This window comes from Methylobacterium sp. WL19 (assembly GCF_008040005.1).
GTDB classification, from domain to species: Bacteria; Pseudomonadota; Alphaproteobacteria; order Rhizobiales; family Beijerinckiaceae; genus Methylobacterium; species Methylobacterium bullatum.
The window spans coordinates 1-3325 of the sequence record NZ_VRVC01000232.1; the positions used below are offsets into that span (position 1 = coordinate 1).

3 protein-coding genes and 1 pseudogene are annotated in these 3325 nt (G+C 71.4%); all 4 read left to right on the plus strand.

Features of this window, described 5'->3' with window-relative positions:
• Positions 1 to 464 (plus strand): annotated as a pseudogene (locus FV220_RS24495) (protein-glutamate methyltransferase); the annotation flags it as partial.
• On the plus strand, positions 461 to 1072 hold the full coding sequence (locus tag FV220_RS24500) for a chemotaxis protein CheW (RefSeq protein WP_147833528.1): 612 nt from the start codon (positions 461 to 463) through the stop codon (positions 1070 to 1072). The pseudogene FV220_RS24495 and the gene FV220_RS24500, both read left to right, overlap by 4 nt.
• Before the next feature lie 55 nt (positions 1073 to 1127).
• Positions 1128 to 2798, plus strand: coding sequence for a methyl-accepting chemotaxis protein (locus FV220_RS24505; RefSeq protein ID WP_147833529.1), 1671 nt, complete (start codon positions 1128 to 1130; stop codon positions 2796 to 2798).
• A 26-nt stretch (positions 2799 to 2824) separates the two neighbouring features.
• The coding region (locus FV220_RS24510; RefSeq protein WP_246689537.1) for an Hpt domain-containing protein at positions 2825 to 3325 on the plus strand (501 nt) is incomplete at its 3' end.

Sequence of the window (3325 nt, forward strand, 5' to 3'; positions counted from 1 at the left end):
CGCCCCCGCCCCCGCCCTCGCCCTCGCCCTCGCTCGACGGGGCCGGGCCGGAGGATGTCGAGGTGGTGCTGGACGCGATCCGGGGTCTCGCCGATTCCGGGCAGATCGCGGAAGGGTGGCGCAGGGTTCAGGCGGCCCTCCTGACCACCCCCACCGATGCGCGGCTGCACTATTACGACGGTCTTCTCGCCTACGACCTCGGCCGAGAGGCGGAGGCCGAGCGTGCCCTGCGCGGGGCGCTCTATCTCGACCGCACCTTCGTGATGGCGCATTACCAGCTCGGCCTGCTGCTCGGCGCCCAGGGACGCGAGGCCGAGGCCCGCCGGGCCTTCGACAACGCCGTCCGCTTCGGCCGCGACCAGCCGCCCGACACCCTGCTCCGCGAAGGCGACGGGCTGAGCGCCGGACGATTGGTCGAAAGCGTGGAGGACGCCCGCCTGCGCATGAGGACATCTGTATCGTGATCGCACCGGCCGCAGGGGACACCTCCGACGATCCGCGCATCCGGAGGCTGCTCGACGAGCGCACGGCCGCGCTCGCCCGCCGGGGCGTCGACATCGCCCATCGGGCGGCGACCCGCCCGTTCCTGGTCTGCGCCGCCGGGGACGACCGCTACGGCCTGCCCCTGGACTCCGTCGTCCAGGTGGTGCCGGCGCGGACCTACACGCCCGTTCCGGGGGCGCCCCCGGAACTCCTCGGCCTGATCGCCCTCTCCGGCCGCGTCGTCAGCGTGCTCAGCCTCGCGGGCGCCCTCTCGCGTCCGCTTCCCTCGCGGGCGGATTCTTCACGGGCGGATTCTTCGCGGGCCGAGTCCTCGACGGCGACGGGCCACATCCTCGTCCTGCGCGGCGGCATCGCCCCCGTGGCCCTCGCCGTCGACCGGGTTCTCGCCGTCGCGGACGTGGACGGCGCGCTCACGACCGAACCGGTTCTCACGGGCGGCTTTGGTGCGGATGCGGTTTCGGGCTATGCACCGGCTCCCGGCCCGGAGGCCGCCCATCAGGGCGGAGAGGCCGGCTTCGTCGTCATCGATCTGCCGCGTCTCCTGCGGCGATACCTGCCTCAAGGCTGACGGCAAGGCTCCCCCGGAGCCTTTCCCGTCGAGCGGTTTCGGAGCGTCGCCCAGCGTGTCGATCTCGATCGGAAAACGGATCCTCATCGGCTTCGTCGCCATCACCCTGGTGATGGTGGGGCTCGGCGTCTACGCGCTGGGCCAGATCGGAGCCGTCCGCGACAATACCGCGACGATCGTCACGCGCGACCTGACCATCGCGCGCAAGCTCGACGATCTCGGCAACAAGTCGCGCGACCTCGGCAGCCTTCGCCGCAACGGCGTCATCGCGGCTTTGATGCGCAACCGCCCCGATGGCGAGATCGCCGCGAACGTCGATACCTGGCGCCGCGTGGCGTCCGAGGCGGAGGCGATCCTCGTCGACACCATCCGCACCGCCGACGGCTATGGCGCCACGGCCCCCTCTCCCGAGCGCTCGGCGATCTGGAAGCGGCTCGGCGAGGCCGCCAGCGCCGCCGCGGCGGATTTCCGGAAGCTGCGCACCGCCAGCGAGGTGCAACTCGCCGCCATCCTGGCCAAGGACGTCGAGGGGGTGGAAGCCCGCAACGACGATCTCAACCGCATCCAGGACGAGTTCCTGCGCGATCTCGACCGCACCCGCGACCTGCTCGACCAGGGAATCGATGCGGGCCAGCGCCGCTCCAGCGACATCTACGAGCGCAGCCTCGTCTCCATCGGCCTCATCCTCGCGCTCTGCGTCGTTCTGAGCATCGTGGTCACGGGCCTCATCCGCCGGGGCGTGGTCAAGCCCCTCGAAGAGGTCATGGCCTTCGCCGAGCATGTGGGGTCGGGCGACCTGACGCGGACGCTCGGGCGCACCGGCTCCGACGAGATCGGCCGCCTGGCATCGACCCTGAACACCATGGTCTCCGGCCTCGCCGACCTTGCGCGCACCAACCGGGCGGCCACCTCCGACCTCAATGCCGCCGCCGCCGAGATCCGCGCTTCCGCCCAGGAACAGGCGGCCAGCGTCGAGGAGCAGTTCGCGGCCGTGCAGGAGACCGCCGCCACGGTCGACGAGATCACCCATTCCGGCGCCCAGATCGGCAAGCGGGCGAGCGAGGTGATCGCCACCGCCCAATCCACCGCGCAGATCTCGCGGGCCGGCCTGCGGGCGGTGGCCGATACGGCCAAGGCCATGGACGCCATCCGCGAGCAGGCGGAGGCGGTGGCCGGCAACATCGTCTCGCTGAGCGAGAAGACCCAGGCGATCGGCGAGATCATCACCACCGTCAACGACATCTCGGAGCGCACCCACCTGCTGGCGCTCAACGCGGCGATCGAGGCGGCGGCGGCGGGCGAGAGCGGCCGGAGCTTCGCCGTCGTCGCCTCGGAGATGAAGCTGCTCGCCGATCAGGCCAAGGCGGCCACCGCGCAGGTGCGCACCATCCTCTCGGAGATCCAGCGGGGCATCAACACCTCGGTCATGCTCACCGAGGAGGCGGTCAAGCGCACCATGACCGGCAAGGCCCGCTCGGACACGACCCAGCGGACCATCGAGGAGATCACCGCCAAGGTCGAGGAGAGCGTCCAGACCTTCCAGCAGATCGTCGCCTCCACCAACCAGCAGCAGCTCGGCATCGAGCAGGTGATGGGCGCCCTCCAGAACATCCGGCAGGCGAGCCAGCAGACCGCCGCCGGGACCCGCGAGGTCGAGGCGGCCTCCGCCAATCTCACCGAACTCGCCCAGGCGCTCCTGACCCTCGCCGACCGATACCGGCACTGACGGGAGAGGCCGGGCGCAACCGACCGATGGATATCCGCCAGCAGCTCCTCGCGGCCTTCGAGGTCGAACATCGCGAGCATATCGATGCGATCCGCGCCGCCTTGGCCCATGTCTCCTTGGCCCATGTCTCCTTGGCCCACGTTTCCTTGGCCGGTGCGGCCGGGAACGTCCCTCCCGACTGGAACGACGTCTTCCGCCGGGCGCACAGCCTGAAGGGCGCCTCGCGGGCGGTGGACCTGCCGAAGGTCGAGGCCGTGGCGCATCGGCTCGAGACCCTGTTCGAGCGAATCGTCGCCGGCGACGCCGCCCTCGACCGTGAGGCGACGGGGGCCGTCCACCTCGCCCTGGACCGGATCGAGGCCTATGTCGCGGCCCTCAAGGGCGAAGCGGACCCGGCCATGCCGGCCGATGCGCTCGCGTCTCTCGATCGCTGCCTCGCCGGCCCGTCCCCGGTTCCCGCCGAGCCGCCGCCGGCCCGGCCGGATTCGCCTGCGGTCGGTATCCCGGCGCCATCGCCGCCGCAGAAG